Source organism: Comamonas sp. 26, from assembly GCF_002754475.1.
In the GTDB taxonomy this organism is placed as follows: Bacteria; Pseudomonadota; Gammaproteobacteria; order Burkholderiales; family Burkholderiaceae_C; genus Comamonas.
On record NZ_PEFL01000002.1, the window covers coordinates 37,673 to 63,452 of the forward strand.

The following is a 25,780-nucleotide window of genomic DNA, read 5'->3' on the forward strand; positions in this document are numbered from 1 at the left end:
CTATCAGCTATCAAATCAGAAGTCCTGAACCAGGGACACGCGCACATTGCGGCCCGGCTGGGTAAAGGCATCGGCAATTTGCGTGACATTGGTTAGGCTGCGCACATCGGCCCAACGCCATTGCTTTTTGTCGGTCAAGTTGTAAATGCCCACGTTCAGGCGTGTACCGGGGCGGATACGCCACTGCGCGCTCAGATCCAGCACCGTGGCGCTGGGGCTGAGCCAGGCGTTGGCCACCGAGACATCCTTGGCCTTTTTGCCCGCCCAGTGCGATGCGCTGAGCTGCACGCCCACGTTCGAGGTGTCATAGCGCACACCCAGCACCAGTTGCTGGGGCGAGATGGTGTCTACCCCTTTGCCGGTGTTTCTATCCTTGCCCTCGGTGTAGCCGTAGGCCGCATTGGTGCGCCAGTTGCCGCCGGCGAACTTGCCCCAGTCGTAATCGGCCTTGAGTTCAAAGCCGCTGATGCGCACCCGGTCCATATTCACAGACTGGAAGGTGGCGGGGTTGGCGCGGTTACCGTACTGGCCCGAGACCAGTACCTGGTCCTGGATGAAGTCCTTGTAATTGCCGGTAAAGGCCGCAGCATCCAGTCGCAACGCGTTCATGCGTGCGCGCAAGCCCAGCTCGAAGGTATTGCTCTTTTCGGGCTTGAGGTTGGGGTTGGGAATGCTGCGATAAGACGCCAGCGGATTCTCAAAGAATGCGTTGACCTGACCCGCATTGGGCGCACGGAAGCCAGCGGCGTAATTGCCATAGACCGACCATGCGTCATTCATCTGGAACATGGCACCCAGCTTGGGCGAGACCGCCGAGTCAGAGTTGCTAACCACAGGGCTGGCAAAACCCTGCTGCTTGGGCTTGAGGCTGTAGTGCTCGGCACGCACGCCGGGCGTCAGGCTGAAAGCGCCATAGTGCAGCTCGGCCTGTGCAAACAGCGCCGATGAGGTTTCCGTGGTGTCAGGGAAGCGCTTGAGCGGGAAGCTCTCGCCCGCTGGCGGCGTAATGCCGTTTTGCTCATTGACCACCTTGCCACGTGTGTAATCCACGCCGTAGGTGAATTTGCCGCTGACGCCATTGCTCCAGCGCAATGTCTTGCCAGCCTGTGCATGCAGTTGCAGTGTGTCCTCGTCATAAGTCACATCGCGTTCGCGATACGGCAGGCCGATGCGAGTTTCGGTCACAAATTCGCGCGAATCTGCACGTTGATAGCTAGCCATCAGCTTGAGCTCATCGGCCAGTGCCGTATCCAGCTGCTGCCACTGACCTTGCCAAGTAGCGCGCCAGCGCTTCATGGTGGTCTCGGCCTGTGAATCGCTGACAGTGGCGCTGCGAGCACTCAGCAGGTCGTAGCTGGCGCGCTTGTCCACGTTCTCCAGCGTGAAGACATGCTTTTGCACGGCCGATGGCGTGTAGACCAGCTTGCCGAACAGCGAATGGCTCTTGTCTTTTTCAGGGTTGGGCGTGGTGCGATTGGCTCCCACCACATCGTTGGTGCCCATGTTTTCCAGAGCACTGGAGCGACCAATGCCGGCGGAGAGCAACCAGCTCCACTCGGGGTTGACGCGCCCGGCAATCGTCGCACCCACGCGCTTGCCGTTGTCCGCACCGTCATAGCTGATCGAAGCACGGCCCGCAATGGTTTTGCCGTCCTTGAGCAAATCATCGGGCTGCATGGTGATGAAATTGACCAGACCGCCCATGCCGTCCGAGCCATAGAGCGCGGGCACGGCACCGCGCAGAATTTCCACGCGCTGCACCAGGCCCAGATCCAAAGAGTCACGGCCAAAGGCATTGGCACTGAAGACATAGCTGCGCGGCAAACGCACACCATCGACCAGCATCAGTACGCGATTACCATCCAGCCCGCGAATATTGAAGCCGCTGTTCTGGTCACGCCCCGTGGGCGCTCCTGCCAGCGAAAAACGCGCTGGACTGCGCGGCACGTCCACATTGGGCAGCTTGGCGGCAAGCTCGCGGATATCTCCGATCTGCTCCTCTTCCATCTGCTTGGCGTCGATGACGTCGACGGTCATAGGCAGGCTGTCGGCATCCTGCTCGTCGCGCGAGGCACTGATGACCACATCGCGCAGCACGGGCGTGGAACGGTCGGCGCGTGCCGCTGCGACTTGAACCGTTTCAGAAGACTGCTGCTGAGCCTGAGCAGAAATGGCAGCGCATGCCAGAGCACAGGCCAGAACCAGGGGACGAATGTCGGAGCGCGGCGCCAACGCGGCGTGAGCGTGCGAAACAGTGGCGGAAGCCATACCAGAAACCCTCTTTATTCATTGAAATGGACAAGAGCTGGCTTCTGATAGGTGCACTGACCGCCACAGGTTGAAACGATTGAAGTTTTATGACCTGTAGCTGGCACTCATTTGCTGGCTGAACGGAATGCAGTATATGCGAATAATTCTCAATAGCAAAAATAAGCGTTACAAAAAGAGGAAAAACAGCTTGAACAAGCGCTTGTCATTCACTGACTCCAGGTTCATGATCCGCCCTGTTTTCACCGCTATTTCTTTACGACCATGAACCCTGACCGAAGTCACGGGTCCATCTCACCCCAGCGCTGAAGTCATGGCCGCAGGCCTTGCAGCAGAGTCCGGGAGAGAGGGGCCCATCCTCCACCCGGAGAGTCTGCTGCGCAACCAAGGCGCATGCCGCTCCCCGCCCGCCACTGCTGCGGCCATGCCTTGCGCATGGCTTCCGGGAGCCGCCCATGAAACACTTCTTCGCCCGGAAATTCCCTCACGGATTTCTGCTCATCCCTCGCAGCATGGCTGCTGCCCGCCGCCTGGGTCCAGGCCTGATTACCGGCGCTGCCGACGACGATCCAAGTGGCATTGCCACCTACTCGCAAGCTGGCGCTCAATGGCGCTTTGGTCTGGTGTGGATGCTGTTGCTGACCACGCCGCTGATGATTGGCATTCAGATGCTGTCTGCCCGCATCGGCTGGGCCACCGGCCGTGGGCTGGCTGCCAATATGGTGACGCTGTGTCCGCGCTGGCTCACGCGCAGCCTGATTGCGCTGCTGGTGGTTGCCAACACCATCAATATTGCGGCCGACATTGGCGCCATGGCCGAGGCCGCACGCCTGATCGTCGGGGGCTCGCCGGTGTTGTTCAGCCTGCTGTTTGGCGCAGTGTGCCTGCTGGCTCAGGTGTTTTTCTCGTACGAGCGCTCGGTGCGGCTTCTCAAATGGCTGACGCTGTCGCTGCTCGCCTATTTCGCCGTGGTGATGGTGGTGCATGTGCCGCTCAAGCAAATGACGATTGAGTCACTGCAGCCCTGGCACTTCATGCCAGCTCACGCTTCGCTGAGCGACTATGCCGCCATGATGGTGGCCGTGCTGGGCACCACCATCAGCCCCTATCTTTTCTTCTGGCAAGCCTCGCAGGAGGTGGAAGACCAGCGCCTGCGCCCCGACACCGCTGCGCTGCGCAAGTTCCCCACCTATGTGCAAGAGCATCTGGCCCGTATCCGGCTGGACACGACTGTGGGCATGCTGCTGTCCAACGGCGTGGCGCTGAGCATTGTGGTGGCCACCGCCGTCACGCTGAATCTGAATGGCATCACCGAAATTCAGACCTCCGCACAGGCTGCCGAGGCACTGCGCCCCGTCGCGGGCGACCTGGCTTTTACGGTGTTTGCGCTGGGCATCATCGGCACAGGGCTGCTGGCCGTACCAGTGCTGGCGGGCTCGGCCGCCTATGCGGTGAGCGAGGTTCTGGGCTGGAAGGCCAGTCTCTCGCACGGCTTTCATGAAGCACGCGGTTTTTACGGGCTGATCATTGCCGCCACAGGTCTTGGCACGGTTCTGGGCATGCTGGAGGTCGACCCCATCAAAGCGCTGGTCTGGAGCGCCGTGGTCAACGGCGTGATCTCGGTGCCCATCATGGCCGTGATGCTGTGGCTGGGCCAATCGCCACGCATCATGGGCGAGCTGACTATCTCGCTGCGCCACCGCCTGCTGGGCTGGGGCGCTACGCTGCTGATGGGCGTAGCCGTTGTGGTGATGCTGGTGACGCTGTAGAGCCTCTACCTGTCAGTGAATACAAAAAAGGACTGCAGATTTATTCCACAGTCCTTTTTTCATAGCTGCAAGCGCTTAATCCATAAGCGCTACAGCCATTTTTAGTTGCGAATCAGGTGATCAAAGGCCTACAGGGCTGCCATGGCAGCCGCGCCCGCCGCAATCACGATTTGCTTGCCTTAGCCGCGTGAACCAGCGCTGGCGCAACCGTATAACTCTCGGGGAACAGCTTTCTCAGCTCGTCGAGCTTCGGCAGATCGTTGATCGCGATATAGGGCTGATTCGGATGCAGTGTCAGATAGTCTTGGTGATAGTCCTCGGCGACGTAAAAAGGCTTGGACAGTTCAACCGTCGTGGCCAGCGGCTTGCCGTAGGTTTTGGTCTGGTTGAGTTGGGCGATGTAGTCCTTCGCGATGCGCGCCTGCTCGGCATTTTCCGCAAACACGGTCGAGCGGTATTGCGTGCCGGTATCGGGCCCCTGGCGGTTCAGCTCGGTCGGGTCGTGCGCCACCGAGAAATAGATTTGCAGCAACTTGCCGTAGCTGACTTGCTGAGGGTCGTAGGTGATACGCACCGCTTCGGCATGGCCAGTACGGCCCGTGCCTACATCCTCGTAGCGCGCCATCTTGGCAGCGCCTCCGGCATAGCCAGAAAGGGCATTGCTTACGCCCTTGACATGTTGGAACACGCCTTGGACGCCCCAGAAGCAGCCACCGGCGAAGACTGCACTTTCGGTCTTTGCTGTGGGTGCCGCAATCAGGTCGACCGTGGGAGACGGTACGCGGCGGGACGCTTCCGCGAAGCTGGGCACGGCATACCCAAGCAGCGCTGCAGCGGCCAAGCTGCCGGCGGTCAGTGCGAAGGACTTCATGAGATTTCTTCCAGTAGGTTTCAACGCCAGAGTCGAGGTGATGGGCTCAATCCGTCATTCACGTGACGGATCGAGCAAATCGAGCAGACCGAATTCAGTACTTGGACATCGAGTCCTTGGACATGTCGTCCTTGCCCATGCCATCCTTTTTCATCCCATCCTTGGACATTGAATCCTTCTTCATACCGTCCTTTTTCATGCTGTCTTTCTTCATGCTGTCCTTGCCCATGGAGTCTTTCTTCATGCCGTCCTTGGACATGGAGTCCTTCGCCATCGAATCCTTGGCCATGCTGTCCTTGGACATGTCATCGGCGGCAAAGGCCGAGGCGCCAGCGACGGCGAGACAAGTGGCAAGCAGGGTTGTGGTGAGCTTGTTCATTTGGATTCCTTCAGTTTGGGTGTCATCTTCAAAAGATGGGCTTACGTTCCAGAGAACTCGGCCTCGCGCTTTCTTCGGCAGTCGAGTGGTTGCAACAACCCCTCAGCTCCCTCCGAACCAGTTGTAGCCCTGGTCTTCCCAGTAGCCACCGGAATAGGTGTTGGTAACGAACATCGCCTGGATGTACTTGGGGTTCTTGTAGCCAAGCTTTGTAGGCATGCGCAGCTTCATCGGAAAGCCATATTTGGGCGGCAGCGGCTGCCCGTCATAGCTCAGAGTAAGCAACGTCTGCGGATGCAAGGCGGTAGGCATGTCGATACTGGTGTAGTAGTCGTCCACGCATTTGAAGCCCACGTATTTGGCGCTGGTGTCGGCTCCGATACGACGCAGAAAATCGGAAAAACGCACACCACCCCACCTGCCGATAGCGCTCCAGCCTTCCACGCAAATGTGGCGGGTAATCTGCTCCTCCTGCTGCATGGCACGCAGCTCGGCCAGGCTCCAGGCATGCTTGTCGGCGACCATGCCGGTCACTTCGAGTCGATAGCTGGCCTCGTCCACCTCGCGGATTTCGTCCTCACCGTAGTAGGCGTTGAAGGGAAAGGGCCGCGTGATCTCAGCTTCGGTATAGGTAGGAGCCAGCTGCGACGGACTAAAAATCAGGCCCTGTATCTTGTCGTTGAAGCGTGAAATTTTGCTGAGCGCGGCTTCGACATGTTTGTCATCGCTGATGCTGCAACCGGTCAGCAGCGACAGGCCGCCGAGCGTAAGCGTGCGTTGCAAAAAAATGCGGCGTGCGGGCTGATCGAGCTGCTTGGCAATCTGCGTGCGGGCTTCACCCAACACGGCGTCAGCGTCGATATCGAGCAAGGTGTGGGGCTTGAAGATTTTCATGATGTTTTGGGCACGCGGCCTCGGATCATCGTGAGCAAGGTGCGGGGCACCAGGGCCACCATCACCAGATGCACGACAAGAAATGCAACGATGGCTGCCATGGCGAAGAAGTGGATACGGCGCGCAAACTCGTAGCCCCCCAGCAATTCGCGCAGCACAGGGAATTGCACCGACTTCCACAGCACCAAGCCCGACAGAACGATCACGATCAGATCGAGCATCACGAACAGATAGGCCAGCTTTTGCACGTTGTTGTATTGACGCGGGTCGCCATGCGAAAGCTTGCCTTTAAGCGCCTCCAGCAAGTCGTGCAGCACGCCATGCGGCGTGAGGGGAAAGAACTTGCGGGCGAGCCGACCGCTGGCGATGTTGAGCGTCAAGTACAAAAGACCGTTGAATACCAGCAACCACATGGCCGCGAAATGCCACTGCAGCGCACCACCCAGCCAGCCACCGAGAGTGATGACGGCTGGTATGGAGAAGGGAAAAATCGGCGATGCGTCATAGATACGCCAGCCGCTCATCACCATGATCACCACGGCCAAGGCATTGAGCCAGTGCGTGATGCGCATCCACAGTGGATGAATGGGCCGAGCGGCCAGATCCACCGGGCCTGCCTGGACATTTTTTGGGGCGATGATGGTGCGGGTCATGGGGCACATTGTTGGACTGGCCCCATGGCGGATGTATCACGCAAAGTTCAATTAATTGTGATAACTAAAAAACGCCTATCGCGAGAGAATGGCTCTCTATGGACTCCCCTAAACGCGTACTGATCGTCGAAGACGACCTCCACATTGCGGAACTTTTGCGCATGCATCTTCGCGATGAAGGCTATGTCGTTGAGCATGCCGCTGACGGCGATACAGGCCTGCGCGAATTGGAGCGCAGTCACTGGGATGCACTGGTGCTTGACCTGATGTTGCCGGGCATCGACGGATTGGAAATATGCCGTCGAGCCCGTACCATGGCCAGGTACACCCCCATCATCATCATCAGCGCCCGCTCCAGCGAGGTACACCGCATCCTCGGCTTGGAACTCGGCGCAGACGACTACCTGGCCAAGCCTTTTTCGGTGCTGGAACTGGTCGCCCGCGTCAAGGCACTGCTGCGGCGCACCGATGCACTCGCTCGCAATGCCCGCATGGATTCGGGCAGTCTCTCGATTGGCGAGTTGGATATCGAGCCACTGGCGCGTGAAGTGCGCATCGATGGCAAGCTCATAGAACTCACTCCGCGCGAGTTTGACCTGCTGCACTTCTTTGCCCTCAGCCCCGGAAAAGTGTTCTCGCGGCTGGACCTGCTCAACCACGTCTGGGGCTATCACCACGATGGCTACGAGCACACCGTCAACACGCATATCAACCGGCTACGCATAAAAATCGAAATCGACCCCGCCCAGCCGCGCCGCATTCTCACGGTGTGGGGGCACGGCTACAAGCTGTCGACCTCTGCCAACGGGGAGACCGCATCATGATGACTTTGTCGAGGCGGCTGTCGGTCGTATTCGCGGTGTTGCTGCTGGTCTGCTGCGGTGCCTCGGTCTGGCTGCAGATTCGCGCCACCAGCAAGCACGAGCAAGAAGTCATTCAGCGTTTGTCGAGTGGCTTGGCGGCACACATTGCCGAGAACGCGGAGTTGATGAAGCCCGGCGGCCTGAACCAGGATGCGGTGAAAGATCTGTTTGACAAGCTCATGGCGGTCAACCCCAGCGCAGAACTCTATCTCTTGGGTCTGGACGGCCGCATCGAAGCACAGGCCGCACCGCAGGGTCACCTCAAGCGCGACAAGGTCAACTTAAAGCCTGTCCATGAATTACTCGCTGGCGGAGCCCTGCCCATTGTGGGCGACGACCCGCGCAGCCCTGATGCCTCCAAGGTGTTCAGCGTCGCCCCGCTGCGCGTGGCTGGGCACGATGCCGGCTATGTTTATGTCGTGCTGCAGGGTGAAGATCACGATGCCTTGGTCGCCAACACGGCAGCCGACAATGTGCTGCACACTACTCTGTGGTTGATGGGCGTGGTTGCGCTATTGGTCCTGCTCGCCGGCCTTGCCGCATTTCGCCTCATCACCCGCCCACTGCGCGAGCTGACCGAAGTGGTGCAGCGTTTCGATACCGAGGGCATAGCATCGCTGGAAAATGAGGCACCCAAGCTAGCACGCCTGTCACAAGGCAACGATGAAATTTCGCATTTAGGCCAGGCTTTCACGCAAATGGCCCACCGCATCGCCGAGCAATGGCGCGAGCTGACGCTGCAAGATCAGCAACGCCGCGAACTATTTGCCAATATTTCACACGACCTGCGCACGCCTCTTACATCACTGCATGGCTATCTGGAAACCTTGATGCTCAAGGCCGACTCGCTCGACGAGACGGATCGACGACGCTACCTGGAAATCGCTCTGGGCCAGAGCCGCAAGGTCGGACGTCTTGCGCAAGAAGTGTTCGAATTGGCACGACTCGAATACGGCGTGGTCAAGCCCGAGAAGGAAAGCTTTGCTCTGGCGGATCTTGTGCAAGACGTATTCCAGAAATTTGAACTGGCTGCCGAGGCACGTCATCAACGTCTCACGCCCGACATTGCACCGGGCCTGCCCGTGGTGTCAGCCGACCTGGGCATGATTGAGCGTGTTTTGACAAATTTGCTCGACAATGCCATCCGCCACACCCCAATGGGTGGGGAGATCGTAGTGCAGTTACGTGCTCACAATGCCGGCGTGTCAGTCCAGGTCAGCGATACGGGAGGTGGTATTCCGAGCGAGCTTCAGAAGTCGCTATTCATGCGACCAGTATTCATGAGTGGCTCGCGCACCGAAAGCTCCGGCAGCGGCGGGTTGGGCCTGGTGATCGTAAAACGCATACTGCAACTACACGGCAGCGACATTCAACTGGTGCCGCTCCCAGAGAAAGGAGCGGTATTCCGTTTTCAACTCAGCAGTATCGATCGCCTTTGAAAAGCTTGTGCCATAAACCTGCTGAAAATCTCACATCCCCTGAGTTGTACAAACGGGTACAGCATAAGAAATGCGCCAACGATATAGGTCGCCTAAATCAGATCCGATCTACGCCATGAGTGCCACGTGGTCTCGGGCAACAAAAACTGCCGTATTTCACCGTCCACATCATTTGACAGAGTCGAGCGTTGCACGAATTAAAGGGAGAGACTCGATAGTCGAGTCTCGCTCTGTATGCCTTGGAAAGAAACGAAGGCGATGGAAGAACTACCTGTATGCAGTTCATTCACATCGCCTTTATGGATCTCCTCTACGGAGATCGCAATCACGGTTTCAGACCCGGATTTAGTTTCGGATCAGGTGATCAAAAGCCGACAGTGCAGCCGTAGCACCCGCACCCGCCGCAATCACAATCTGCTTGTACGGCACCGTGGTGCAGTCACCGGCGGCGAACACGCCAGGCAGGTTGGTCTGGCCCTTGGCATCCACAATGATTTCGCCAAACTTGCTCAGCTCCACCGTGCCCTTGAGCCATTCGGTGTTGGGCACCAGACCGATCTGGACAAACACACCTTCCAGTTCGACATGGTGTTCCTCGCCGGTCACACGGTCCTTGTAGCGCAGGCCATTGACCTTGCCATTGGCACCGGTGATTTCGGTGGTCTGTGCATTGGTATGCACCGTCACATTGGGCAGGCTGTCCAACTTCTTGACCAGCACGGCATCGGCCTTGAGCTGCTCCGCAAACTCCACCACCGTGACATGGGCCACCAGACCCGCTAGGTCGATGGCTGCCTCGATACCCGAGTTGCCACCACCGATGACCGCGACGCGCTTGCCCTTGAACAGGGGACCGTCGCAATGCGGGCAGTAGGCCACGCCCTTGTTCTTGTACTCGGCTTCGCCGGGCACATTCACATTGCGCCAGCGGGCACCGGTCGACAAAATCACGGTCTTGGCTTTGAGCGCTCCACCATTGGCCAGTTGCACTTCAACCAGACCACCAGGCTGCGCAGCGGGAATCAGCTTCTCGGCGCGCTGCAGGTTCATGATGTCCACATCGTAAGCACGGGTGTGGGCTTCCAGTGCGGCAGCAAACTTAGGACCGTCGGTTTCCAGCACAGAGATGTAGTTCTCAATCGCCAGCGTGTCGTTGACCTGACCGCCAAAGCGCTCAGCAGCTACACCAGTGCGAATGCCTTTGCGAGCGGCGTACACAGCCGCCGCCGCACCTGCAGGGCCGCCACCGATCACCAGCACATCAAACGCATCCTTGGCCGACAGCTTGGCCGCTTCACGCGAGGCTGCGCCGGTATCGAGCTTGGCCACGATTTCTTCGATGGTCATACGGCCGGAGCCAAAGACGCTGCCATTCATGAACACCATGGGCACAGCCATGATTTCGCGGTCGTTCACTTCCTGCTGGAAAGCACCGCCTTCGATCACAGTCGTCTTGATCTTGGGGTTCAGGATGGCCATGAGCGACAGCGCCTGCACCACGTCCGGGCAGTTGTGGCAGGTCAGGCTCATGTAGGCGTCGAAGTTGTAATCGCCGTCCAGAGACTTGATCTGCTCGATCAGATCCTGCTCCACCTTGGGTGGATGACCGCCCGTCCACAGCAGAGCCAGCACCAGTGAGGTGAACTCGTGGCCCAGTGGCAGACCGGCAAAGCGCAGCTGGGTGTCAGTGCCCTTGCGCTGCAGCAGGAACGAGGGCTTGCGGGCGTCGTTGCCATCGGTGCGCAGCGTGATCTTGTCACTGCGCAGGGACTGGATGGTTTGCAGCAGATCGCGCATCTGGGCGCTGGTCTCGCTGTCATCCAGAGAAGCCACCAGCTCAAACGGCTGCTGCACACGTTCCAGGTAGGCGGCGAGTTGGGCTTTGAGTTGATTGTCAAGCATGGTGGATTCCTTTGAATTTTGAGTTGTTGATGCAGTGCAGCAAGGTGGTTTCTAGCCACTTGCCCGCCCATAAAAGCAAAAACTGGGCGAAAAAAAGCCGGACGAACGGACACCGGGTGCCTGAGCGTCGTCCGGCCTTCAGAGCGCCTGCGCGCTCAGCCGATAACAATCAGGCTTAGATCTTGCCGACCAGATCCAGCGAAGGAGTGATCGTGTTAGCGCCTTCCTTCCACTTGGCAGGGCACACTTGGCCGGGGTGAGCGGCAGTGAACTGAGCAGCCTTCAGCTTGCGCAGAGTTTCCGACACGTCACGAGCGATTTCGTTGGAGTGCACTTCCATGGTCTTGATCACGCCATCGGGGTTGATCACGAAAGTACCGCGCAGAGCCAGACCTTCTTCAGGGATGTGCACGCCGAAAGCGTTGGTCAGTTGGTGCGTAGGATCGCCAACCAGAGGGAACTTGGCCTTGCCCACAGCGTCGGAAGTTTCGTGCCACACCTTGTGCGAGAAGTGGGTGTCGGTTGTCACGATGTAGACCTCAGCGCCAGCCTTCTGGAACTCAGCGTAGTTGTCCGCTGCGTCTTCGATTTCGGTGGGGCAGTTGAAGGTAAAGGCTGCGGGCATGAAAATCAGAACCGACCACTTACCCTTCAGGCTCTCTTCGGTCACGGTGATGAATTCACCCTTGCCGTTGCGGTTCACATAAGCTTCGGTCTTGAACGGTTGGACTTGTGTATTGATCAGAGACATTTGATGTTTCCTTGTGGTTGGTGTTGATGACAGGATGAAGTTTAGAGAGACTCAATCAATTAATCTAATCGATTGATTTCATTGAATTGATTGAATAAAACTATCAAATACAACTCTCAGTCATTCTGGACTCAAGCCGCAGCGCTTTGCAGCTCAGTTTTCTATTGTGGGCCGGTTTCGCTCACTTCAAGCCAATAGTCCTTCAATCACGCTCATAGCTTTTGTTGTCATCACAGTGTCAGTCCCTGTGCAAGACCGCGAGCAGCCAGTCCGTAAACTAAACGAGAACGCGCATCAGATGCAGCCAATTCGCGAAAGCATGGGCTTTGTTTGATTTGCCTCACAAAGCATGGACAATCCAGATCGAACAACAACTGACCGAGAAGGAGTCCCCCATGAAAGGTGATGCACAAGTCATTTCCTGGCTGCAAGCTCAGCTCAAGAACGAACTGACCGCCATCAACCAGTACTTTTTGCACTACCGCATGTACAAGCACTGGGGCTTCGACAAGCTGGCCAAGAAGGAATATGAAGAATCCATCGGCGAGATGAAGCACGCCGACTGGCTGATGGACCGCATCTTCACGCTAGACGGCCTGCCTAATCTGCAGGATCTGGGCAAGCTGCAAATCGGTGAAGACGTGCCTGAAGCGCTGGCCTGCGACCTGCGTCTTGAGCAAGCAGCTCAGCAGACCATCAAGGATGGCATTGCACACTGCGAATCCGTGCGTGACTATGTCTCGCGCGATCTGCTACAAAAGATTCTGGACGACACCGAAGAGCACATCGACTTCCTCGAAACCCAGCTCGACCTGATCGACAAGGTCGGCACGCAGAACTATCTGCAGTCGCTGATGGGCGAGATCGAGTAAAGCTAGCGCATAGAGTGCAAAAAAACGGGCCTTGGCCCGTTTTTTATTTTTCAAAGCCCCGTCGGGAAGTGCACGCCCGCGCGTTGCGCCGCCTGCACGATATGCATGGCCATCGCCTGCTGGGCCAGCTCGGGGCGGCCCTGGGACAGGGCATCAATGATGGCCGCATGTTCCTCGCAAGTGGCGTGGCGCGCGCCGCGTCGGTAAAACGGCAGGCGCTGGCTTTCCTGCATGACTTCGCCGCTGCCGCGCAACACATCGGCGATGGCATGGTTGCCCGAAATAGTGGCGATCTGCAGGTGAAAGTCAAAGTCCAGCCTGCTAGCCTGCGCAAAATCCGCCAGCTCAATACTCTGCTGCATGGCCTGCAGGTTAGCCTTCATGGCCGAAACATCCTCGGGCTGTATCACCAGAGCGGCCAAACGGGATGCAAAGCCTTCCAGCGCATAACGCAGCTGGTAAACATCGTTGAGCGCATGAGAATCCGCAAAGCGCCAGACCGCGCCGGAAGGCTGAGCCTCCGGCGCTTCGGTCACATACATGCCCTTGCCTGGACGCGCCACCACCAAGCCCAGGCCTTGCAAGGTAGACAGTGCCTCGCGTAGCGAGGTCCGGCTGATCCCCAGCTGTTCCGATAAATCACGCTGCGAAGGCAGCAGCGAGCCCACCGGATAGACGCCATCGTCTATCCATTCCCGAATCACGCGGGCGGCGTGGCTGGCAACGGCAAGGCTTGTGGCGCTGGTGGATTCCATACAGTAGGGTCAGTCATCAAAAACAAAGGGGGTGCGCCCGATCTTAGCGACTGTCCCCTTGCATTTGCGCTATTCCCGCCCTCTTGCCTTATTTGTTGACCAGCTTGGCTGGTACGGTATAGGTCAGAAATGCCCCGAGCAGCAGCACACCAGCCAGCACGAACATGGCCGCATTGGTGCTTTGCGTTGCATCCTTGATCAGACCGATCATGTAAGGACTGATGAAACCCGCTAGGTTGGCAAAGGAGTTAATCAAAGCAATCCCGGCTGCCGCACCCGCGCTGGACAAAATGGCGGTGGGCAAGCTCCAGAACAAAGGTGAGGTTGCAAGGCTTCCTCCTGCGGCCAGCGCCAGTGCAGCCAGCGACAGATACACATTGCCGCTGAAGATGGCCGACAGCATCAGGCCCAGAGCGCCCACGCAAAATGGCACGATCAAATGCCAGCGGCGCTCACGCATGCGGTCCGAACTGCGGCTGACCAGATTCATGGACACCACGGCCACCGCAAAAGGAATTGCCGTGAGCAAGCCAATATGGAAAGCACCCTCCACCCCCGATTGACGAATCAGGCTGGGCAACCAGAAGGTCAGTCCATACTGGCCCATGACGGTGCAAAAGCAAATCATGGCCATCTTGATGATGCGCGGATCGGAAAACAGCGCACGCAGTGTCATGTGACTGTCGCTCTTGCTGGCATTCTCACGGGCAATATTGCGCTCCAGCAGGACTTTCTCGGCCTCTGTCAGCCAGCGGGCGCTGCGGATGTTGTTGTCCAGATACCAGAGCACGGAAATACCCAGGATCAAGGAAGGAATGGCCTCAAGCAAAAACAACCACTGCCAGCCATGCAGGCCGGATACGCCTTGCATCAGCTCCATGATGCCGCCAGACAAGGGGCCGCCAATGATGCCCGAGACCGGAATCGCGCACATGAACAGCGCCACCATGCGGGCGCGCCGGTACGAGGGGAACCAGTAGGTCATGTAAAGAATCATGCCGGGGTAAAAGCCCGCCTCAGCCGCACCCAGCAAAAAGCGCAGCACATAAAACTGGGTCGGTGTACTCACGAACATCATGGCCGCCGAGATCAGGCTCCACATGATCATGATGCGCGAGATGGTGGCCTTGGCACCTATGCGATGCATCAGCATATTGCTGGGCACTTCGAAGAAGAAATAGCCGATGAAGAACAGCCCCGCACCCAGGCCGTACATGGCCTCGCTGAACTGCAGATCGGCCAGCATGTTCAGCTTGGCAAAGCCCACATTCACGCGATCCAGATAGGCGGCCACATAGCAGGCCATGATGAAAGGCAGCAGGCGCCAGGCCACCTTGCGATAGACGGCGACCTCGGCAGGCGTTTCGCTGGCCAGTGCCGGGGCCGCGCCCGCGAGCTCGGCAGATGCAGGAAGAGATGACATCAGAGAGTCCTTGGTTGAGTGGTTTTAATCAACTGGTATTACCGGTCTTAAATTACGAAACGAACGGTACCCTCTGCCCAGTGATGTGCGCACTCGCATTTACCCCTATTAACGACATCTATTCTTTCTACCTTCTGCGTTTGACATTTTTTTGATTCACTTGCAAACTGGTATTACCAGTATGGAAACAAGAGGCAAAATTTCGTGAATCCCTCATTAGAGCTCCGTCCCGCCAGTCTTCGTCTAAGAATCCAGCCACTCACCGCCGAGGCCTTCGCCGAGTTCGGAGAGGTCATATCCAGCACGGGTCACACCCCGCTGTTGATCAACGACGGCATGACCGAACGCTTCCACGCCCTGGCCCGTGTGGACACCGGAGGCGACGAAGGTCATGCGCTGATCAATCTGTTTCACGCCTTGCCCTATGCGCTCCCCATGACGCTGTCGAGCATGGAACGCCATCCGCTTGGCAGCCAGGCCTTTATGCCGCTGGATGCACAGCCTTTTATCGTGGTAGTCGCCCCTGTCGGCGAGCGCGTGGAGCCTACCGCTTTGCGCGCCTTCATCACCGATGGCCGCCAGGGTGTGAACTATCGACGCGGCGTATGGCACCACTCGCTAATCGCCTTGCATGCACCCGCACGCTTCATGGTGGTTGACCGCGGAGGTGTGGGCGACAACTGTGATGTGATGCCTATAGGCGATGGAGCCGAGGTCACGCTAGAGATGGACGAAACCCAGACTTGAAACAAGTCGCTGATGCACACAACAAAGCCGCCCAAAGGCGGCTTTGTTGTCTACAGTTATCGCATTTATGCGCTTCAACTCGGCAACAAGAAGTCGCGACTGATGCCTGAGCCCAGATCATTAACCCGGTCCAGAAACTGCGTCAGATAGGCGTGCAGGCCAGTGGTCAGAATTTCGTCGATACGACCATATTGCAGATCTGCCAACAGACGACCAGCCTTGCGCTGGGTTTCCTGCGAGTGGTCGTTGCTGACGCGCTCAAGGTTCTTCACCACCTCATGCATGCTGGCCAGCAATGATCGCGGCATGTCGGCGCGCAGCATCAGCAGCTCGGCCACACGTTCGGGCGTAATCACATCGCGGTAGACCTTGCGGTAAACCTCGAAGGCCGAGACGCTGCGCAGCAAGGCGCTCCAGTGGTAGAAATCAAAATTCATCAGCGCACGGCCACGCGGCATGCCGTGGTAGTCGCGCTCGATAGAGTGGAACTTCACATCCAGCAGCCGCGCCGTGTTGTCGGCCCGTTCTACAAACGTGCCCAGCCGCACAAAGTGCAGGGCTTCATCCTTGAGCATGGTGCCAAGCGACACGCCGCGCCACAGGTGCGAGCGGTACTTGACCCACTCGAAAAACTGCGCAGGGTCCTTCTGCCAGGCATCTTGCGAGTAGTTGCGCTGCAGCGCCAGCCAGGTCTGGTTTTGCGTCTCCCACGACTCAGTCGTCAGCGCACCGCGCACGGCACGCGCGTTCTCTCTCGCTGCTTTCAGGCAGGCGAAGATGGAAGACGGATTGGCCTCATCCGTCACCATGAACTGCAGCACGGATTCACGATCCACCACCGGATACTGGGCCTTGAAAGCCGGTATCAATTCGCTGATGGACAACACGCTTTGCCAGCCGCGATGCGCATCATGAATGGCCTGCGGCAGCATGGCAGTTTCATAGGCCACGCTGAGCATGCGCGCGGTGTTCTCGGCCCGCTCGGTGTAGCGGGACATCCAGTACAAATGGTCTGCGGTACGTGACAGCATCAGCGACCTCCCTTTGGATCGTCTTGATTTTCCAGCACCCAGGTGTCTTTGGTTCCACCGCCTTGAGAGGAGTTCACCACCAGCGAGCCTTCCTTGAGCGCCACCCGCGTGAGGCCGCCCGCCACCATGTTGACCTCAGTGCCCGTCAGCACAAAAGGCCGCAGGTCGATATGGCGCGGTGCCATGCCTTTATTCACCATGGTCGGGCAGGTAGACAGGCTCAACGTGGGCTGAGCAATGTAGTTGCTGGGGTTGCCCACCAGCACGCGGCGGAAGGCTTCAATCTCGGCGGTTGTGGCCGTCGGGCCAATCAACATGCCGTAGCCGCCAGCGCCGTGCACCTCCTTGACCACCAGCTCATGCAGGTGGTCAAGCACGTACTTCAGATCTTCCTGCTTGCGGCACAGCCAGGTGGGCACGTTCTGCAGAATCGGCTCTTCCTTCAGATAAAAGCGAATCATCTCAGGCACATAGGGGTAGACCGATTTATCGTCGGCCAGCCCCGTGCCCACGGCGTTGCAGATATTGACGTTGCCCGCACGGTAAGCGCGCATCAGGCCCTTGCAGCCCAGCGTGGATGTGGGGCGGAAGACTTCGGGGTCCAGAAAATCATCATCCACACGACGGTAGATCACATCAACCCGCTGCAGGCCTTGCGTGGTGCGCATATAGACAATGTCTTTTTCCACCACCAAGTCTTGCCCCTCAACCAGCTCCACACCCATTTGCTGGGCCAGAAAAGCGTGTTCAAAGTAAGCGCTGTTGTGCATGCCGGGCGTCAGCACCACCACCGTGGGCTCCAAAGCGCCAGACGGCGCGCTGGCGCGCAAGGTGTCCAGCAGCATGTCGGGGTAATGGGCCACCGGTGCTACAGAATGCTTGCTGAACAGATCGGGGAACAGACGCATGGTCATGCGGCGGTTTTCCAGCATGTAAGAGACGCCTGAGGGCACACGCAGATTGTCTTCCAGCACGTAATAGACGCCGTTGCCGTCTGCATCAGGCGCACGCACGATGTCGATGCCAGCAATATTGGCGTAGACATCGTTGGGGACCTGAATGCCTTCCATCTCAGGCCGGTACTGGCTGTTGCCGCCCACCAGCTCATGCGGAATGAGGCCTGCCTTGACCATCTCTTGCCCGTGATAGGCATCGCGGATAAAGCAGTTCAGCGCCTTGACGCGCTGCGCCAGCCCCGCCTGCATGCTCTCCCACTCATGAGCGGGAATGATGCGGGGAATCAGGTCAAAGGGAATCAGGCGCTCCGTGCCTGCGCCGCTTTCGTCCTTGTCGCCATAGACCGCAAAGGTTATGCCCACGCGGCGGAACACGATTTCGGCCTCGGCACTGCGGGCGCGCAGATACTCCTGCGATTGCTTGCCCAGCCACTGCGCATAGTCCAGATAGTGGTCTCGCACGGCGCCACCTTCGGCGGGCGAGTTCAGATACATCTCATCGAATGTGCGCATTCTGTCCTCTCTATTTCTGGCACGGCTCACGCATGCGAGCCGCTTGTTTCAGTTTAGCCACCCTGCGCCCACCCAAAAACTGGCGAAGACCAGCAGATTCCGCATACCTGCATCCACCTACAGAGTGACATTGCAGCCATGCAAGCCTCATGCCAGTTTCAGCGCTGCCTCAAGGTGGCGGGTAATGCACATCCCAATAATGCGCCCGGACCTGCCGCTCGCATTGCAAATCAGCAGGACGATCAGACTGCCAAAGTGCGGCGCCGCAGCGGTCCTGCAACACCAGCTGGCTACCCGCTGTCTCGTAGCGCTCCACCACTGCCGCCACCGGGTGACCAAAGCGATTCAGATAGCCTGCCTGTACCACGCCCCAATGCGGGTGCAGTGCCTTGACCCACGCCTCGGTCGAGGAAGTCTTGCTGCCATGGTGCGGCACCAGCAGCCAGTCCACGGGGTCCATCACACGGGTCTGCAAAAGCAATTGCTCCTGCGCCGCCTCAATATCGCCAGCCAGCAAAGCCACACGGCCGCTGGCCGAGCGTATGCGCAGCACGCAGCTGCCAAAGTTGGGCTGAGGCTTACGCCCGTTCAACAATGCATCGCCTTCGGGCGGGTGCAGCACTTCAAACGTCACACCATCCCACTGCCAGTGCTGGCCTTGGGTGCAGCGCTGCACAGGGGCCAGGGCTGCCAGCAGCGGGTCGTTAATCACCGAGTCCGATCCCCAGATTTGCACCTGCGGCTGTGCGGCTTTAACAGCCAGTGCGCCGCCCGTGTGGTCGCTGTCGCGGTGGCTGAGCATCATCACGTCCAGGTGCATTCCCTGCGCAGCCAGTAAAGGAGCAATTACGCGCTCGCCTGCATCGCTTTGGCGGCTGTATTGCGGCCCGGCGTCATACAGAAGTCTATGCCTTGCCGTACTGACGATGACCGCATTGCCCTGCCCTATATCCACGGCCTGCAGCTCAAATTCACCCACATTCGGCCAAGCCTGTGGCCAGAGCAATGCAGGCAGTGCGAACAAGGTCGCCACCAGCCGAAGCCGCGCAGGCAAAGGCGCGATGAGCAACAAGCCCGCTGCAATCGCCAGCACACTGGCCCACCATGCCGGCTGGGGCAAGGCCCATACGGCCCAGGGCAGCTCGGCCAGCCATTGCAGTAAACGCATCAAAGGCAGCATGGCCAGCGCAGCGCCAGCCGCCGCCACAGGCACCAAAGCCGCCAGCAAAGCCAGCGGCGTGACCACCAGAGTCACCCATGGAATGGCAATCAGATTGGCCAGCAAGCCAACGATGGAGACCTGCCCGAACAGCAGCAACCCCAGCGGTGCCAGTGCCAGAGAGATCAGCCACTGCTCACGCCACAGGGCATAAAATTTTGAGAGAAATCGGCCTGTAGCGCTTTCACCATAAGCGCCAGCAGCTATTGAATTAGAAGCAAGCAGCACACCCACCGCCACAAAGCTCAGCCAAAATCCTGCTTGCCAAAGCGCCCACGGATCCAGCACCACCACGACGGCCAGCGCCAGCAGCCACACGCAGGGCCAAGGCCAGCGCGCACCCAGCATCTGCAGCAGCGCCACCACCGCCAGCATGCAGACCGTGCGCTGCGCGGGCAGCCCCCAGCCACTGAACAATGCATAGGCTGTCGCCAGCGCTACACCCGCCAGCAAAGCCACATGCGGAGCCGGAAAAATGCGGCAAGTCCATGCGCTGCAGCGCCACAAGCGCCCCACCACCAAGGCCGCCAGCCACGCAAACATGGTGATGTGCAGGCCCGAGATGCTCATCAAATGAGAGACCCCTGTCTGGCGGAACATCGCCCAGTCCTTGCGGTCAATCGCCTGCTGGTCGCCCACCGCCAGCGCCGCCGCCACGCCCAGAGCCGCTAGCTGGCGCTCTGGTGCTACACCCGAAAGCCATGTCTGCAAGCGCGGCGACTGGGCCTGAATACGATCGCGCAGCCACTGGCGACAGCGCTGCAGCGGGTATTGCCCTGTCACCGCCAGCAATTGCTGCTGCGCTTGCTCACGCACATAGCCTGTGGCCTGAACGCCCTGCTCCCACGCTTGCAGCTCATAGTCAAAACCATGGGGGTTGCGTGCTCCGTGCGGGCGTTTGATGCGAACCGTCAGCCGCCAGCGCTGGCCGGGGTTCAACGCTACGCCCTGCGCCCATGGGGGAATCAGGGGCTGGCTGCTGTCCAGCTCTTTTCCGTAAGGGCCATACCAGGCCAGCTCTATCAAAGGCGGCACACCGGGCGGAGCGGCATCCACGGCAAAACGCCAGCGCTGCCCGTTGCTAGTGGTTTGCAGCATGGATGCAATCGTGCCCTCCACCTGCAAATCAACCGCCTCCAGCGGCTTGGGCAAGGTCTGCGCCAGATAAGCATGGGCACGCCATCCTGTGACCCCGGCCACGCAGCAGGCTGCAGCCCACATCAGCAGCAACCAGCACAGCAGCGGCCTGCGCCGCAATGGCTTGGCCATCAACAATATCAGCAAGCCCAGCACCAGCAAGCCTTGATAGACCCACAAGCCCCACAGCTGCGCCTGCGTGACCTGCCACGCAGCACCCAGCACGCAGCCCCATAGCGGCGCAAGCCATGAAAGGCGCGAACGCTGAATGGGCGGTGGGGATTTTGGCTGCACCTTGCCATGCTAGGGGCGGCGCACACTTGCCAGAACTGCGGCAATCCCTGCCCTGTGTTCAGCATTAAAACCGGCTCAAACGCCCATCTGTATTGCGATAGCAGCTATCAATTCAAAAGATCGTCGGGGTGCAATCGCTGTGTCAAACTCATCAGTCTTTCATTCCCGCACTATTGCCTCACTTCTGGAGTCCGTCATGAGCATCAACGACACACTCAAAGCCCTGAACATCACCCTGCCCGAAGTGGCCATCCCCGCCGCCGCTTACCTGCCCTATATGAAGTCCGGCAATCTGGTCTTCCTCAGCGGTCATATCGCCAAGCAAAACGGTCAGCCCTGGGTAGGCAAGCTGGGCGAGAACATCACAACCGAAGAAGGCAAGCTGGCCGCCCGCGCCGTGGCTATCGATCTGCTGGGTACGCTGCAACACGCCTGCGATGGCGACCTGAGCCGCGTCAAGCGCATCGTCAAGGTCATGAGCCTGGTCAACTCCACCACCAGCTACACCGACCAGCATCTGGTCACCAATGGCTGCAGCGAGCTGCTGGCTCAAGTCTTTGGCGAAGCAGGCAAGCACGCCCGCAGCGCCTTCGGCGTGGCACAGATCCCCATGGGCTGCTGCGTTGAAATCGAATTGATCGCCGAACTCGCTGACTAAATAGTTCCCCCCACCGCCACTGCGCCTGACCTCTGACCTATATGACTACGCCCCCTCTGGTTCTGAGCATTCAATCCCACGTCGCCTACGGCCATGTGGGCAATGACGCGGCCATGCTGCCGCTGCAGCTGCTGGGCATAGAGCCCGTGGCCGTGCACACCGTGCAGTTCTCCAACCACACGGGTTATGGCGAATTCAAAGGTCAGGTCTTCACTCCCGCCCATGTGCAGGACGTGCTGGACGGTCTGCGCGCACGTGGCGTGCTGGAGCGCTGCACCGCCGTGCTTTCCGGCTATCTGGGCGATGCCGGTGTGGGCGAAGCGATTTTGGCCGCCGTGCAGGAAGTGCGGGCCTCGCAGCCCAAGGCCCATTACCTGTGCGACCCGGTCATGGGCGATGTGGGGCGCGGCGTCTTCGTGCGCCCCGGCATCCCCGAATTCTTGCGCAAGCGCGCGCTGTCGCAAGCCAGCGTCATCACACCCAATCATTACGAGTTTGAACTGCTCTGCGGCGGTCCTCTGACCACCGTGCAGGCTGCCACACAGGCTGCACGCAGCATGCTCAGGCAAATGCATGACAGCCAGTCCGCATTGATTGTCATCACCAGCCTGCGCACCGACGGCCTGCCCACCGATCAACTGGCCACACTCGCCGTGACCGCTGACAAGGCCTGGCTGGTGCAAACGCCCTATGTCGACCTGCACCCTCTGCCCAATGGCATGGGCGATGTGTTTGCCGCAGTGCTGCTGGGCCACCTGATTCAGGACAAGCCCATCCCCGACGCCGTCTCGCGCGCGGTCAGCAGCCTCTACGCCCTGGTCTCTCGCACCGAGGCGGGGCAACGGGATTTGCCTCTGGTCGCCTGTCGCGAGCAGATTACTAAGCCTGTGGAGATATTTGCTGCAGTGGCTGTGGCTGAGGCGTAAATTTAGGCAAGGTGAAAGACTGAGTTCGGCTGTCGACCTCAGCCCCTACCCAAACCCACCCCTAAAACAAAAAGCCGCACCAGTTAAATCTGATGCGGCTTTGGTTTTTGTACGCTTAACGCAGCTTATTCCACGCGCGTCACGCTCTGCGGCTTGAAGCCCAGGTCTGCTGCCTTGCCCTTGCGGCCACGGTTGCCACGGGCGTTATTGAGGCTGCGAATTTCCAGCGTCTCGGTACGCGCCTTGCCACCACGACCAATGCCATCCAGGCGAATGCTGCGCGTGTAGGCTGCAGCTCCGGCCAGGGTGTCCTTATCTTCCAGACTGATAAGCATGAGGCCGCGACCACCCTTTGGCATGGCTTTGATCTCGCCAATCTCGAACGTCAGAATGCGCCCGCCTACCGATGCGCAAATCACATGCGTGGCGGGGTTAAGCAGACCAGCGGCCTGCTCGCCACCTTCTTCATATTCAGCTCGTGCATTCATGGGCACGCCGTGCACGACGGATGGAGCGCACAAAGTCTCGCCTTCGCCCAGCGTGACAAAGGCCTTGCCCGCTTTCTGACGTGAGAGCATGTCGCCCACTGCAGCCATAAAGCCGTAAGCGCCCGAGCCCGACAGCAGCAGCTGCGTGCTTTCAGCACCCGCAAAGTAGTAGAGCAGCTGAGTGCCTGCTTCCAGCTCGATCAGCGTGGTGACAGGCTGACCATCACCGCGCCCGCCCGGCAGGGCCGACACCGGCACCGAGTACACACGGCCGTTGCTGCCAAAGGCCAGCAGTTGATCGACCGTGCGGCATTCAAATGTGCCGAGCAGGCTGTCGCCCGCTTTGAAGCTGAGAGTGGCGGCATCCACGCCGTGGCCTTGACGCGTGCGCACCCAGCCCTTGTCGGAAATGATGACCGTGGTGGGTTCATCCACCACCTTGACCTCGGCCACGACCTTCTTTTCCTCGTGAATCAGCGTTCGGCGTGCATCGCCAAAGGTTTTGGAATCGGTCTCGATTTCCTTGCAGATCAGGCGGCGCATGGTGGCTTCGCTGCCCAGGATATCATCCAGCTTGCCCTGCTCGGTGCGCAGCTCTTTGAGCTCTTGCTCGATCTTGATCGCCTCAAGGCGCGCCAATTGGCGCAGGCGAATTTCAAGAATGTCCTCGGCCTGACGATCGGAGAGTTTGAACTCTTCAATCAGCGCCTGCTTGGGCTCATCGCTGGCGCGAATGATGGCGATGACCTGATCAATATTGAGCAGAACGGCCTGACGGCCTTCCAGAATATGGATGCGGTCCAGTACCTTGGCCAGACGGTGCTGGCTGCGGCGCGTAACCGTCTGGAAGCGGAAGGCAATCCACTCCTCCAGCATCTGGCGCAGCGACTTCTGCACGGGGCGACCATCCAGACCAATGCTGGTCAGGTTGATGGAGCTCGATGATTCGAGGCTGGTGTGGGCCAGCAGCGCCGTAATCAGCTCGGATTGCGGAACCTTGCCGGTCTTGGGCTCGAACACGATGCGCACTGGCGCATCCTTGCTCGACTCGTCGCGCACACAGTCGAGCACGGCCAGCATGCTGGCCTTGAGCTGGGTCTGTTCCTGCGTCAGCGTCTTCTTGCCGGTCTTGACCTTGGGGTTGGTGATGTCCTCGATCTCTTCGAGCACCTTCTGGGTCGAAACGCCAGGGGGCAGCTCTGTCACCACCAGTTGCCACTGGCCGCGTGCCAGCTCTTCAATCTTCCAGCGCGCGCGCACCTTGAGGCTGCCGCGACCGGTGCGGTAGGCATCGGCAATATCGCTGCTGGAAGAAATGATCTGGCCACCGCCCGGATAGTCGGGGCCGGGAATCATCGCCAGCAACTCTTCTTCGCTGAGGTTGGGCTTTTTGATCAGGCTCACGCAGGCCGCAGCCACTTCCACCAAGTTGTGGCTGGGGATTTCAGTGGCCAAGCCCACGGCAATGCCGCTGGCGCCATTGAGCAGCGAAAACGGCAGGCGAGCTGGCAACTGCCTTGGCTCTTGCGTGCTGCCGTCATAGTTGGGCACAAAGTCCACCGTGCCCATGTCGATTTCGTCGAGCAGCAGGCTGGTAATTTTGGACAGTCGCGCTTCGGTGTAACGCATGGCGGCTGCGCCGTCACCGTCGCGGCTGCCGAAGTTGCCTTGGCCGTCGACCAGCGGGTAGCGCTGGTTGAAGTCCTGCGCCATGCGCACCAGTGCATCGTAGGCAGACTGGTCGCCGTGCGGATGAAAACGGCCCAGCACATCGCCCACCACGCGGGCGCTTTTGACGGGCTTGGCCGCCGTGTTGCCGTTGTTGCCGCTATAGCTCAGGCCCATGCGATCCATCGCATAGAGAATGCGGCGCTGCACGGGTTTCAGGCCGTCGCAGACATCGGGCAAGGCACGGCCTTTGACGACCGACAAAGCGTATTCAAGATAGGCGCGCTGTGCGTATTGACCCAGGTCCAGGACATCGCCAGCGGCTTGAAGAGACAAATCCGGTGTGGTTTGATCGCTCATGAATTCTCAGTAATTTTCCAAATATCGCCTGTGCGGCGAATCACGGTATGCGTACGTCCGGGGCTGAAACAGCCCCCGGCAAAGTCATGCGAATGCGCGAGCTGCCAGAGCCTGCCGATGCGGAGACTCCAGTGCGAGCAGTTGTCACAGGTGACGCTCGGCCGCTCAGCGGCTTGCCCGCCTGCAACTGCTCATAGATGCCCGTGACCGCCTTGACGTAATTCATCGTTTCTTTATAGGGCGGAATGGCCTTGCCAAACTTCTGCACCGCACCTTCACCTGCGTTATAGGCAGCCAGCACCAGATCGAGTCGTTCAGGGAACAACTTCATCAGGTAGCTAAGGTAGCGGGCGCCTGCGGGGATATTCACGGCAGGGTCGGCCAGCTGCTCCTGCATGCTGCGGCTTTTGCTGGCGGCCACGCCAAAGCGTTCGGCCGTGGCGGGCATCAACTGCATCAGGCCTACCGCCCCCTTGGGCGAGATGGCGCCGGGGTCAAAGCCAGACTCCACCGCAATCACGGCCTTCAGCAACTCATATTCCACGCCCGTTCTTTCTGCGGCTTTTTGCAGGTGCGGCCTGACGCTTTTGTAGCGCGGCGACACTTCAAAAAAGCTCTGCATACGGGTGCGGGCGGTCAGGCCCTGCGCAGCGGTATCGGGGCGCAGGCCAGGCTGAGTGCTGTCATAGCGCTCACCCTTGAAAAACAACTTGTAGCGTTCATCCAGCGCTTCGGCTGCAAAGTGGGTGATACCAAACTCATCCACATACGCCCACAGATCGGCATGCGCCGCCGGTGCAAACGCCAGCCAGCCAGCGCCAGCCAGTAACAACTGCGCACCGGCCAGACGAACACCAGTGCGCAAACGCACCAGCCTGCCGCTTTTCTGCGAAGGCTGTTGCTGAGTACAGAACAGGAAATTTGACATGACTTAATCCAGTGAC

The 25,780-nt window shown here is 59.2% G+C and carries 21 protein-coding genes; 7 read left to right on the forward strand and 14 right to left on the reverse strand.

Annotated features, from left to right (window positions below):
• Positions 1-15: 15 nt before the first annotated feature.
• Entirely contained in the window at positions 16-2,268 is a 2,253-nt protein-coding gene (locus CLU84_RS14740; protein WP_099738060.1) for a TonB-dependent hemoglobin/transferrin/lactoferrin family receptor, read from the reverse strand.
• Between the two features lie 455 nt (positions 2,269-2,723).
• Between CLU84_RS14740 and CLU84_RS14745 the strand changes: the two genes are divergently transcribed.
• Positions 2,724-4,037, forward strand: coding sequence for an NRAMP family divalent metal transporter (locus CLU84_RS14745; protein WP_233210202.1), 1,314 nt, complete (start codon positions 2,724-2,726; stop codon positions 4,035-4,037).
• A gap of 163 nt (positions 4,038-4,200) precedes the next feature.
• Here CLU84_RS14745 and msrA read toward each other — a convergent pair whose 3' ends face one another.
• From msrA to CLU84_RS14765, 4 genes are all read right to left on the reverse strand, one after another.
• The gene (gene msrA, locus CLU84_RS14750) at positions 4,201-4,908 is read right to left on the reverse strand and encodes a peptide-methionine (S)-S-oxide reductase MsrA (protein WP_099738062.1); all 708 of its coding nucleotides are present in this window, start codon (positions 4,906-4,908) and stop codon (positions 4,201-4,203) included.
• 94 nt (positions 4,909-5,002) lie between these two features.
• The gene (locus CLU84_RS14755) at positions 5,003-5,287 is read right to left on the reverse strand and encodes a pentapeptide MXKDX repeat protein (protein ID WP_099738063.1); all 285 of its coding nucleotides are present in this window, start codon (positions 5,285-5,287) and stop codon (positions 5,003-5,005) included.
• A 102-nt stretch (positions 5,288-5,389) separates the two neighbouring features.
• Positions 5,390-6,181, reverse strand: a complete 792-nt coding sequence (locus CLU84_RS14760; protein WP_099738064.1) for a molybdopterin-dependent oxidoreductase — start codon at positions 6,179-6,181, stop codon at positions 5,390-5,392.
• A complete protein-coding gene (locus tag CLU84_RS14765) occupies positions 6,178-6,753 on the reverse strand; it encodes a cytochrome b/b6 domain-containing protein (RefSeq protein ID WP_233210265.1) in 576 nt (191 codons plus the stop codon). The genes CLU84_RS14760 and CLU84_RS14765 overlap by 4 nt, the downstream gene beginning before the upstream one ends.
• Before the next feature lie 179 nt (positions 6,754-6,932).
• Between CLU84_RS14765 and CLU84_RS14770 the strand changes: the two genes are divergently transcribed.
• Together CLU84_RS14770 and CLU84_RS14775 are read left to right on the forward strand one after the other, a co-directional pair.
• Positions 6,933-7,658 (forward strand): response regulator transcription factor, encoded by a 726-nt coding sequence (locus CLU84_RS14770; protein ID WP_099738066.1) that lies wholly within the window; start codon positions 6,933-6,935, stop codon positions 7,656-7,658.
• The gene (locus CLU84_RS14775; RefSeq protein WP_099738067.1) at positions 7,655-9,136 is read left to right on the forward strand and encodes a HAMP domain-containing sensor histidine kinase; all 1,482 of its coding nucleotides are present in this window, start codon (positions 7,655-7,657) and stop codon (positions 9,134-9,136) included. The genes CLU84_RS14770 and CLU84_RS14775 overlap by 4 nt, the downstream gene beginning before the upstream one ends.
• 345 nt (positions 9,137-9,481) lie before the next feature.
• Here CLU84_RS14775 and ahpF read toward each other — a convergent pair whose 3' ends face one another.
• Positions 9,482-11,038 carry an alkyl hydroperoxide reductase subunit F gene (gene ahpF / locus CLU84_RS14780; protein ID WP_099738068.1) on the reverse strand — a complete coding sequence of 519 codons (1,557 nt, stop codon included), beginning with the start codon at positions 11,036-11,038 and terminating at the stop codon, positions 9,482-9,484.
• A 175-nt stretch (positions 11,039-11,213) separates the two neighbouring features.
• Positions 11,214-11,789: an alkyl hydroperoxide reductase subunit C gene (gene ahpC / locus CLU84_RS14785; protein ID WP_099738069.1), complete on the reverse strand. Its 576-nt coding sequence runs from the start codon at positions 11,787-11,789 to the stop codon at positions 11,214-11,216.
• 395 nt (positions 11,790-12,184) lie between these two features.
• Between ahpC and bfr the strand changes: the two genes are divergently transcribed.
• Positions 12,185-12,661 (forward strand): bacterioferritin, encoded by a 477-nt coding sequence (gene bfr / locus CLU84_RS14790; protein WP_099739031.1) that lies wholly within the window; start codon positions 12,185-12,187, stop codon positions 12,659-12,661.
• A 50-nt stretch (positions 12,662-12,711) separates the two neighbouring features.
• On the opposite strand, the gene CLU84_RS14795 is transcribed toward bfr, so the two are convergent.
• Both CLU84_RS14795 and CLU84_RS14800 read right to left on the reverse strand, forming a co-directional pair.
• The gene (locus CLU84_RS14795; RefSeq protein WP_099738070.1) at positions 12,712-13,416 is read right to left on the reverse strand and encodes a FadR/GntR family transcriptional regulator; all 705 of its coding nucleotides are present in this window, start codon (positions 13,414-13,416) and stop codon (positions 12,712-12,714) included.
• Between the two features lie 88 nt (positions 13,417-13,504).
• Entirely contained in the window at positions 13,505-14,839 is a 1,335-nt protein-coding gene (locus CLU84_RS14800; RefSeq protein ID WP_099738071.1) for an MFS transporter, read from the reverse strand.
• Between the two features lie 204 nt (positions 14,840-15,043).
• Here CLU84_RS14800 and CLU84_RS14805 point away from each other — a divergent pair, with 204 nt between their 5' ends.
• Positions 15,044-15,586 (forward strand): ureidoglycolate lyase, encoded by a 543-nt coding sequence (locus CLU84_RS14805; RefSeq protein WP_099738072.1) that lies wholly within the window; start codon positions 15,044-15,046, stop codon positions 15,584-15,586.
• 74 nt (positions 15,587-15,660) lie between these two features.
• Here the strand turns inward: CLU84_RS14805 and CLU84_RS14810 are convergent, their stop codons facing one another.
• The 3 genes from CLU84_RS14810 to CLU84_RS14820 form a co-directional block, all read right to left on the reverse strand.
• Entirely contained in the window at positions 15,661-16,617 is a 957-nt protein-coding gene (locus CLU84_RS14810) for an alpha-E domain-containing protein (RefSeq protein WP_099738073.1), read from the reverse strand.
• Positions 16,617-18,086 carry a circularly permuted type 2 ATP-grasp protein gene (locus CLU84_RS14815; protein ID WP_099738074.1) on the reverse strand — a complete coding sequence of 490 codons (1,470 nt, stop codon included), beginning with the start codon at positions 18,084-18,086 and terminating at the stop codon, positions 16,617-16,619. The genes CLU84_RS14810 and CLU84_RS14815 overlap by 1 nt, the downstream gene beginning before the upstream one ends.
• A gap of 169 nt (positions 18,087-18,255) precedes the next feature.
• Complete coding sequence (locus CLU84_RS14820) at positions 18,256-20,736, reverse strand: DNA internalization-related competence protein ComEC/Rec2 (RefSeq protein WP_369826866.1); 2,481 nt, start codon at positions 20,734-20,736, stop codon at positions 18,256-18,258.
• A gap of 196 nt (positions 20,737-20,932) precedes the next feature.
• Here CLU84_RS14820 and CLU84_RS14825 point away from each other — a divergent pair, with 196 nt between their 5' ends.
• Both CLU84_RS14825 and pdxY read left to right on the forward strand, forming a co-directional pair.
• Entirely contained in the window at positions 20,933-21,394 is a 462-nt protein-coding gene (locus CLU84_RS14825; protein WP_099738076.1) for a RidA family protein, read from the forward strand.
• 41 nt (positions 21,395-21,435) lie between these two features.
• Positions 21,436-22,320: a pyridoxal kinase PdxY gene (pdxY, locus tag CLU84_RS14830; RefSeq protein ID WP_099738077.1), complete on the forward strand. Its 885-nt coding sequence runs from the start codon at positions 21,436-21,438 to the stop codon at positions 22,318-22,320.
• A gap of 125 nt (positions 22,321-22,445) precedes the next feature.
• On the opposite strand, the gene parC is transcribed toward pdxY, so the two are convergent.
• Both parC and CLU84_RS14840 read right to left on the reverse strand, forming a co-directional pair.
• The gene (gene parC, locus CLU84_RS14835; protein ID WP_099738078.1) at positions 22,446-24,836 is read right to left on the reverse strand and encodes a DNA topoisomerase IV subunit A; all 2,391 of its coding nucleotides are present in this window, start codon (positions 24,834-24,836) and stop codon (positions 22,446-22,448) included.
• A gap of 40 nt (positions 24,837-24,876) precedes the next feature.
• Positions 24,877-25,764, reverse strand: coding sequence for a lytic transglycosylase domain-containing protein (locus CLU84_RS14840; protein WP_099738079.1), 888 nt, complete (start codon positions 25,762-25,764; stop codon positions 24,877-24,879).
• Positions 25,765-25,780 lie beyond the last annotated feature (16 nt).

What these genes read in the sequence shown, in the direction of transcription:
- CLU84_RS14740 (WP_099738060.1), bottom strand. Translation starts at nt 2,268, where the DNA reads ATGGCTTCCGCCACTGTTTCGCACGCTCACGCCGCGTTGGCGCCGCGC.
- CLU84_RS14745 (WP_233210202.1), top strand. Translation starts at nt 2,724, where the DNA reads ATGAAACACTTCTTCGCCCGGAAATTCCCTCACGGATTTCTGCTCATC.
- msrA (WP_099738062.1), bottom strand. Translation starts at nt 4,908, where the DNA reads ATGAAGTCCTTCGCACTGACCGCCGGCAGCTTGGCCGCTGCAGCGCTG.
- CLU84_RS14755 (WP_099738063.1), bottom strand. Translation starts at nt 5,287, where the DNA reads ATGAACAAGCTCACCACAACCCTGCTTGCCACTTGTCTCGCCGTCGCT.
- CLU84_RS14760 (WP_099738064.1), bottom strand. Translation starts at nt 6,181, where the DNA reads ATGAAAATCTTCAAGCCCCACACCTTGCTCGATATCGACGCTGACGCC.
- CLU84_RS14765 (WP_233210265.1), bottom strand. Translation starts at nt 6,753, where the DNA reads ATGCGCATCACGCACTGGCTCAATGCCTTGGCCGTGGTGATCATGGTG.
- CLU84_RS14770 (WP_099738066.1), top strand. Translation starts at nt 6,933, where the DNA reads ATGGACTCCCCTAAACGCGTACTGATCGTCGAAGACGACCTCCACATT.
- CLU84_RS14775 (WP_099738067.1), top strand. Translation starts at nt 7,655, where the DNA reads ATGATGACTTTGTCGAGGCGGCTGTCGGTCGTATTCGCGGTGTTGCTG.
- ahpF (WP_099738068.1), bottom strand. Translation starts at nt 11,038, where the DNA reads ATGCTTGACAATCAACTCAAAGCCCAACTCGCCGCCTACCTGGAACGT.
- ahpC (WP_099738069.1), bottom strand. Translation starts at nt 11,789, where the DNA reads ATGTCTCTGATCAATACACAAGTCCAACCGTTCAAGACCGAAGCTTAT.
- bfr (WP_099739031.1), top strand. Translation starts at nt 12,185, where the DNA reads ATGAAAGGTGATGCACAAGTCATTTCCTGGCTGCAAGCTCAGCTCAAG.
- CLU84_RS14795 (WP_099738070.1), bottom strand. Translation starts at nt 13,416, where the DNA reads ATGGAATCCACCAGCGCCACAAGCCTTGCCGTTGCCAGCCACGCCGCC.
- CLU84_RS14800 (WP_099738071.1), bottom strand. Translation starts at nt 14,839, where the DNA reads ATGTCATCTCTTCCTGCATCTGCCGAGCTCGCGGGCGCGGCCCCGGCA.
- CLU84_RS14810 (WP_099738073.1), bottom strand. Translation starts at nt 16,617, where the DNA reads ATGCTGTCACGTACCGCAGACCATTTGTACTGGATGTCCCGCTACACC.
- CLU84_RS14815 (WP_099738074.1), bottom strand. Translation starts at nt 18,086, where the DNA reads ATGCGCACATTCGATGAGATGTATCTGAACTCGCCCGCCGAAGGTGGC.
- CLU84_RS14825 (WP_099738076.1), top strand. Translation starts at nt 20,933, where the DNA reads ATGAGCATCAACGACACACTCAAAGCCCTGAACATCACCCTGCCCGAA.
- pdxY (WP_099738077.1), top strand. Translation starts at nt 21,436, where the DNA reads ATGACTACGCCCCCTCTGGTTCTGAGCATTCAATCCCACGTCGCCTAC.
- parC (WP_099738078.1), bottom strand. Translation starts at nt 24,836, where the DNA reads ATGAGCGATCAAACCACACCGGATTTGTCTCTTCAAGCCGCTGGCGAT.
- CLU84_RS14840 (WP_099738079.1), bottom strand. Translation starts at nt 25,764, where the DNA reads ATGTCAAATTTCCTGTTCTGTACTCAGCAACAGCCTTCGCAGAAAAGC.